The organism is Stenotrophomonas maltophilia group sp. Smal12 (assembly GCF_037079935.1).
Taxonomy (GTDB): domain Bacteria; phylum Pseudomonadota; class Gammaproteobacteria; order Xanthomonadales; family Xanthomonadaceae; genus Stenotrophomonas; species Stenotrophomonas sepilia.
Genome location: NZ_JBAWUK010000093.1, coordinates 1 through 6,494, shown reverse-complemented (window position 1 = coordinate 6,494; position 6,494 = coordinate 1). Strand labels below are relative to the sequence as shown.

Genomic DNA, 6,494 nt, shown 5'->3' with positions numbered 1-6,494 from the left:
TTTATGAAGGCGGCAAACAATAATATAAACGATTTTGTTTTGGGGCGGGGTTTATTTTTTTAATATAATAATAAATTTTTTTTGTTTGCGGGGGGATTTTTTTCTGGGGCTTGTTTTGGGGGGGGGTGGGGGGGGGCCCCCCCCACCCCGCTCTGCCCGTGCAGGGCCGAGCCCGCGCTCGGCATTCTTTCAAAGAAGGGGTCAGATCCGTTTCCCGGAGGAAACGGATCTGACCCCGGACACCATTCGATCAGCGGCGGTCCTCATCCACGCATGGCGTGGATCTACTGAAGGCCGCTGCAGCGCTGTCGAACCCGAGCATCAACAGCAGCGGCCACCATTGCGTCCGCCGTAGCGCGCTTCCTGGCGCTCGCGGAAGAACGTCTTGTAGTCCATCGGCTCCTGGTCCGGATGCTTTTCCAGCATATGCCGGACGTAGTTGTCGTAATCAGGAATGCCACAGCACAGTCGTGCGGTCTGCACCAGGCGCCGCCAGATGCGGCGGTGCGCCTGGTACTGGCCGGCGGGAACCAGTTGCGTACTCATCACAGATCCACCATTTCATGTGGCTTCAGCGCCACGTAAGGGGTCTCGCGGTCGCTGCGCTGCGGATTGCGGCGTGCCGCCAGGATGGTCTTGATCGAATACACCAGGACTGCGCCCACCACCAGCAGGAACAGCGCGGTCAGGCCGGTATTGACGTAGGCGTTGACCACGATCTGCTTCATCTGCGCCACCGACTTGGCCGGCGCCGTGATCGTGTCGCTGGCGAGTGCGGCCTGGAACTTGTGTGCCTGTGCCAGGAAACCCTGCGCCGGGTTGCTGTCGAAGATCTTGATGAAGCCGGCATAGGTGGTGCAGATCAGCAGCCACACCGCCGGTACCGCAGTGACCCACGCATAGCGGTCGCGCTTCATCTTGAACAGCACTACCGTGCCCAGCATCAGCGCGATACCGGCCAGCATCTGGTTGGAGATGCCGAACAACGGCCACAAGGTCTGGATGCCGCCGAACGGATCGACCACACCGGTGTAGAGCAGGTAGCCCCACAGCGCCACGCAGCCGGCGGTACCGATGATGTTGGCGGTCCACGACTCGGTCTTCTTCAGCGCCGGGACGAAGTTGCCCAGCAGGTCCTGCAGCATGAAGCGTCCGGCACGGGTGCCAGCGTCCACCGCGGTCAGGATGAACAATGCTTCGAACAGGATCGCGAAGTGGTACCAGAACGCCATCATTGCGTCGCTGCCACTGGGGATCGCTTCGTGCAGGATCTGCGCGATGCCCACCGCGAGTGTCGGTGCGCCACCTGCACGATGCAGGATGGTCGGCTCGCCGATCGCCGCCGCGGTCGCGGTCAGCTGCTCCGGCGTGATGGTGAAGCCCCAGGTGTTGGTGATGTAGTGCGCCGCCGACGCCGCATCGGCGCCGATCACCGCCGCCGGGCTGTTCATCGCGAAGTAGATGCCCGGATCGATGATCGAGGCCGCGACCAGCGCCATCACCGCCACGAACGATTCCATCAGCATGCCGCCGTAGCCGATGTAGCGCATGTGCGCTTCATTGGCCAGCAGCTTCGGCGTGGTGCCGGAGGAGATCAGCGCATGGAAACCAGATACCGCACCGCAGGCGATGGTGATGAACAGGAACGGGAACATGCCGCCTTTCCACACCGGGCCGTCGCCACTGGCGGCGAACTGGGTCAGCGCCGGCATCTTCAGTTCCGGCATCACGATCAGGATGCCGACGGCCAGCGCGATGATCGTGCCGATCTTGAGGAAGGTCGACAGGTAGTCGCGCGGGGCCAGCAACAGCCACACCGGCAGCACCGATGCGACGAAGCCGTAGCCGATCAGCATCCAGGTGATCTGGGTGCCGGTGAACGTGAACGCCGGGCCCCACACCGGGTCGGCGGCGACCTTGCCGCCGTACCAGATCGCGGCCAGCAGCAGGATCAGGCCGACCACCGAGATCTCGCCGATCTTGCCGGGGCGGATATAGCGCATGTACACGCCCATCAGGATGGCGATAGGCATCGTCGCGATCACCGTGAACATGCCCCACGGGCTTTCAGCCAGCGCCTTGACCACCACCATCGCCAGCACCGCCAGGATGATGATCATGATCAGGAACGCACCGAACAACGCGATGGTGCCAGGTACCTGGCCCATCTCTTCTCTTACCAGGTCGCCCAGCGAACGGCCGTTGCGACGGCTGGACAGGAACAGCACCATGAAGTCCTGCACCGCACCGGCCAGCACCACGCCCACCACCAGCCACAGCAGTCCAGGCAGGTAGCCCATCTGCGCGGCCAGGACCGGGCCGACCAGCGGGCCGGCGCCGGCGATGGCGGCGAAGTGGTGGCCGAACAATACGTGCTTGTTGGTCGGCACGTAGTCCAGGCCATCGTTGTTGATCACCGCCGGCGTGGCCCGGGTCGGATCCAGCTGCATCACCTTGTTGGCGATGAACAGGCTGTAGAAGCGGTACGCCACCAGGTACAGCGAAACCGCGGCGACGACGATCCACAGCGCATTGATGTGTTCGCCGCGGCGCAGGGCCACGGTGCCCAGACAGAAGGCGCCGAGCAGGGCGAGGACCGCCCAGCCTATTTTGGAAAACCCTTTCATGAGGTGCTCTCTCCCGGAAAGACAGTCAAAGAGTCCCGCGTGCCCTCGACAGGGTCAATTGGCACAGGACGAATCGGCGGTAGTACTTTGGTCGTACGCTTGTTGTGCTGACGTGCAGCGAACATCAGGGATGGAACAATCGGTTGCGGCGCCGTCCATTGGCGTGTGGCCGTGCGGCGTCCATCTTCAGTGGCATCCATCCAACAGGAGTCGCCATGAGCTTTCCCGAACCGGTCCGCGTGCTGCGGACCATCCGTGGCATGCCCACCTCCGACGGTGCCGGCGTGCGCCTGACCCGCGTCATCGGTGGCCCGACGCTGCCCGACCTCGATCCGTTCCTGCTGCTCGATGAATTCGGCACCGACCGCGCCGAGGACTACATCGCCGGTTTCCCGGAGCATCCGCACCGCGGATTCGAGACCGTCACCTACATGCTCGACGGGCGCATGCGGCATCGCGACAACCATGGCAACGAAGGCCTGCTGACCCCGGGCAGCGTGCAGTGGATGACCGCTGGCCGCGGCCTGGTGCACTCGGAGATGCCCGAGCAGGAAAGCGGGCAGATGCGTGGCTTCCAGCTGTGGGTGAACCTGCCGGCGAAGGAGAAGATGACCGAGCCGAAGTACCAGGAGTTCGCGCCTGAGCGGATTCCCGTGGTGCACCCGGAAGCGGGCGTGGAGGTGAAGGTGATCGCTGGCACGGTCGATGGCACCCGCGGCCCGATCGTGCAACCGGCCACCGACCCGCTCTACCTCGACATCACGTTGGCGCCCGACCGTGCCTGGACCTATGCGCTGCCGGAAGGGCACAACGCCTTTGCGTACGTGTTCGAAGGTGGCGTGACCGTGGGTGAGCAGGACGCCGCGCGCGACGTCGCTCGCCAGGAACTGGCGGTGCTGGGCGGTGGCGAGCAGTTGCACATCTCGGCCGGCAATGAAGGCGCGCGCCTGATCCTGGTGGCCGGCCGTCCGCTGCGCGAACCGGTGATGCGCCACGGGCCGTTCGTGATGAACACGCGGCAGGAACTGATGCAGGCCTTCGTCGATTTCCAGGAAGGCAAGTTCTGACGTAGTACCGGCCGCTGGCCGGCAACTGCCTCGCCTGGAGGCGGATCGGGGTGCCGGCCAGCGGGCGGCACTACCGTTGGATCGGGTCGCGCTGCGGGGATGCTGCCAAGCAGTCATCCCCGTCATCCTCAGCGCCCGGCGGCCACGGCCGACGGGGTCAGGCTCATGCCCTGCGCCAGCTGTTGCAGTGACCCCAGCTCCTGCGCGCTGTCCGGATACAGCGAAATCTGCGCGTAACGCCCCTTGTCGAGCTTGACCACGCTGATGCGCCGTTCGGCATACCCCGGCGGTTGCTGGCCGCCCAGGTCGGGCTGGTACCAGTACAGCGATTCACCGCCGAAGCTGCCTTTTTCCTGCCGCAGCGAGCGGTTCAGCGGAATGGACGGATCACGCGCGCTGAGCATCAGGCTCAGCACTTCGCGGCCATCAGGGGTGCTGGCGCGGCAGACCAGGAAATCGGCCTGCACCTGCTGTTGCCACTGCAGACCGCTGCTGGCCGGCAGCGAAGGACATTCGGACGGCGCCTGCGCGGCGGCCTCGGCCGCAGCGAAAAGCAGGCTCGACAACATGACAGGCACGAACTTCATGCATCCCCCAAGGTGATGAATTGGTTGGCTTCGCCAGCGGAGCCGGCGACCATGGCATCCCATCCCCGGACGCCACCCCATCCGGCATGTGCACGGACGGTCAACTCAACCTTAACGGAACGTGAGCGATCGCACAATTCGCGGTTGCAAGCGCAACCATTGCGGCCGACCGTCGGCCGCAATGGTTGCTGCGGGGATCAGCGGTCGTTGCCGATCCACTTGTAGATCAGGCCGCCAATCGCGCCGCCCAGCAACGGGGCGACCCAGAACAGCCACAACTGGCTGACCGCACCGCTGCCGGCGAAGAAGGCCACGGCCGTGGAGCGGGCCGGGTTCACCGACGTGTTGGTGACCGGGATGCTGATCAGGTGGATCAGGGTCAGCGACAGGCCGATCGCCAGCGGGGCGAACCCGGCCGGTGCCTTGCCGTGGGTGGTACCCATGATCACGATCAGGAACACCGCCGTCAGTACCACTTCGCACAGGAAGGCCGCAGCCACGCTGTAACCACCGGGCGACAGCGCGCCATAGCCATTGCTGGCGAACGCTCCGGCCTGGCTGCCGTCGATGGCGAAGCCACTGGCGCCGGAGGCGATCTGCAGCAGGATGAAGCCGGCCAGCAGGCCGCCCGCAACCTGGGCGATGATGTACGGCACCAGGTCCTTGGTCGGGAAGCGACCACCCGCCCACAGGCCGACGCTGACCGCCGGATTGAAGTGCGCACGGGAGATATGGCCGAACGCATAGGCGCCGGTCACCACGGTCAGGCCGAAGGCGAGCGCCACGCCGAGGAAGCCAATACCCAGCGGATTGCCGTCACCACCGAACTTGGCGGCCAGCACCGCACTGCCACAGCCACCCAGAACCAGCCAGAACGTGCCGAGGAATTCGGCGGACAAGCGTTTACCCATGCTCATGTGTTGCACTCCTTTGACGGTCGAAAGTGTGATTTATGTCACATTTCAATGATCAGCGGGTGACTGTAGCGTCAACGCCGGGTGCAGGAATACACCCTCGGCTGTGTGCAACACGCGATGCTCAGTACTGCGGCAGCGGGATGAACTCCTTGTCGTCGCCGGGGATGGTGCCGAAGCGACCGGCTTCCCAATCGTGCTTGGCCTGCTCGATACGCTCCTTCGAGCTGGACACGAAGTTCCACCACAGGTGGCGCGGGCCATCCAGCGGCTCGCCACCGAACAGCATCGCCTTTACCGGTGTCTTTGCGCGCAGGCGGCCGCGTGCGCCGGCTTCGGGGATGACCAGGTGCTGTGCGGGGATGTCCACGCCATCCAACTGCGCGTCGCCCTCAAGGATGTACAACGCGCGCTCGCGGTGGCCGTCGTCGATGTCGATTTCCGCGTCCGGGTCCAGATCGATCGCCACATTGAGCGTATCGGCGAACACTTTCACCGGCGATTCCTCGCCATAGGCGCGGCCAGCGATCACCCGCAGCCAGGCGCCGTTGCGGCGCTGCTCGGGCAGGGTGGCCGCGGCATGGTGATAGAACGCCGGCTCGATTTCCTCATGCGACTTCGGCAGCGCGACCCAGGTCTGCATGCCGTGGATCGGGTTGTCATGGTCGCGGTCCGGTTGCGGTGTTCGCTCGGAATGGGCAATGCCGCGACCAGCGGTCATCCAGTTGACGTCACCGGGACGGATCACCTGGTCCGATCCAAGGATGTCGCGGTGGCCGATCGCGCCCGACCACAGGTAGGTGACCGTGGCCAGGCCGATATGCGGATGCGGGCGCACGTCGATGGCGGTGCCGGGGTGCATCAGTGCCGGGCCCATCTGGTCGACGAACACGAACGAACCGATGCTGCGCGCCTGCAGGGTGGGGACGGCGCGACGGACTTCGAGGCCGCCGATGTCGTGCACGCGCGGGGCGATGATGGTGGTCATGCGGGCGTTCTCGCTGGCAGGGATCAGGTGGTCAGCATCGCATGCGGCTGTGACGGGGACATGCCTCGTATGGGTAACAGGGTGTTCCAGCCAACGGCGCAGCCCCTCGTGGCTGGTCGCTTGGTCGCTGACGGCACAAGCACAAGCCGTGCTTGGCCGGGCCGGCGGGGTTGGGCGGGGGGCCCGTGAATCCCTCCCTGGAACATTAGACCCGCGCTAACCTCTGCGGGCACACCCCCGCCCACCCCTCTCCCGGCCCCCCCCACATAATGAGATGTGTCCGCCCGGCTTCGATATAAAATAAACATAAA

The 6,494-nt window shown here is 64.8% G+C and carries 6 protein-coding genes; 1 reads left to right on the top strand and 5 read right to left on the bottom strand.

The window, feature by feature from the left end; genetic code table 11:
• Positions 1-321: 321 nt before the first annotated feature.
• Together WDC87_RS21515 and WDC87_RS21510 are read right to left on the bottom strand one after the other, a co-directional pair.
• Positions 322-546, bottom strand: coding sequence for a CstA-like transporter-associated (seleno)protein (locus WDC87_RS21515; protein WP_005410613.1), 225 nt, complete (start codon positions 544-546; stop codon positions 322-324).
• Positions 546-2,627 carry a carbon starvation CstA family protein gene (locus WDC87_RS21510; RefSeq protein WP_005418274.1) on the bottom strand — a complete coding sequence of 694 codons (2,082 nt, stop codon included), beginning with the start codon at positions 2,625-2,627 and terminating at the stop codon, positions 546-548. Before WDC87_RS21510 ends, WDC87_RS21515 begins: the two co-directional genes overlap by 1 nt.
• Before the next feature lie 215 nt (positions 2,628-2,842).
• On the opposite strand from WDC87_RS21510, the gene WDC87_RS21505 reads away from it, so the two are divergent.
• The gene (locus tag WDC87_RS21505) at positions 2,843-3,694 is read left to right on the top strand and encodes a pirin family protein (RefSeq protein ID WP_053499689.1); all 852 of its coding nucleotides are present in this window, start codon (positions 2,843-2,845) and stop codon (positions 3,692-3,694) included.
• A gap of 128 nt (positions 3,695-3,822) precedes the next feature.
• On the opposite strand, the gene WDC87_RS21500 is transcribed toward WDC87_RS21505, so the two are convergent.
• From WDC87_RS21500 to WDC87_RS21490, 3 genes are all read right to left on the bottom strand, one after another.
• Positions 3,823-4,281, bottom strand: coding sequence for a hypothetical protein (locus WDC87_RS21500; protein WP_088497637.1), 459 nt, complete (start codon positions 4,279-4,281; stop codon positions 3,823-3,825).
• A 197-nt stretch (positions 4,282-4,478) separates the two neighbouring features.
• Positions 4,479-5,198 carry an aquaporin Z gene (gene aqpZ / locus WDC87_RS21495; RefSeq protein ID WP_088497638.1) on the bottom strand — a complete coding sequence of 240 codons (720 nt, stop codon included), beginning with the start codon at positions 5,196-5,198 and terminating at the stop codon, positions 4,479-4,481.
• 121 nt (positions 5,199-5,319) lie between these two features.
• The gene (locus WDC87_RS21490) at positions 5,320-6,183 is read right to left on the bottom strand and encodes a pirin family protein (RefSeq protein WP_252744439.1); all 864 of its coding nucleotides are present in this window, start codon (positions 6,181-6,183) and stop codon (positions 5,320-5,322) included.
• Between the last annotated feature and the right edge of the window lie 311 nt (positions 6,184-6,494).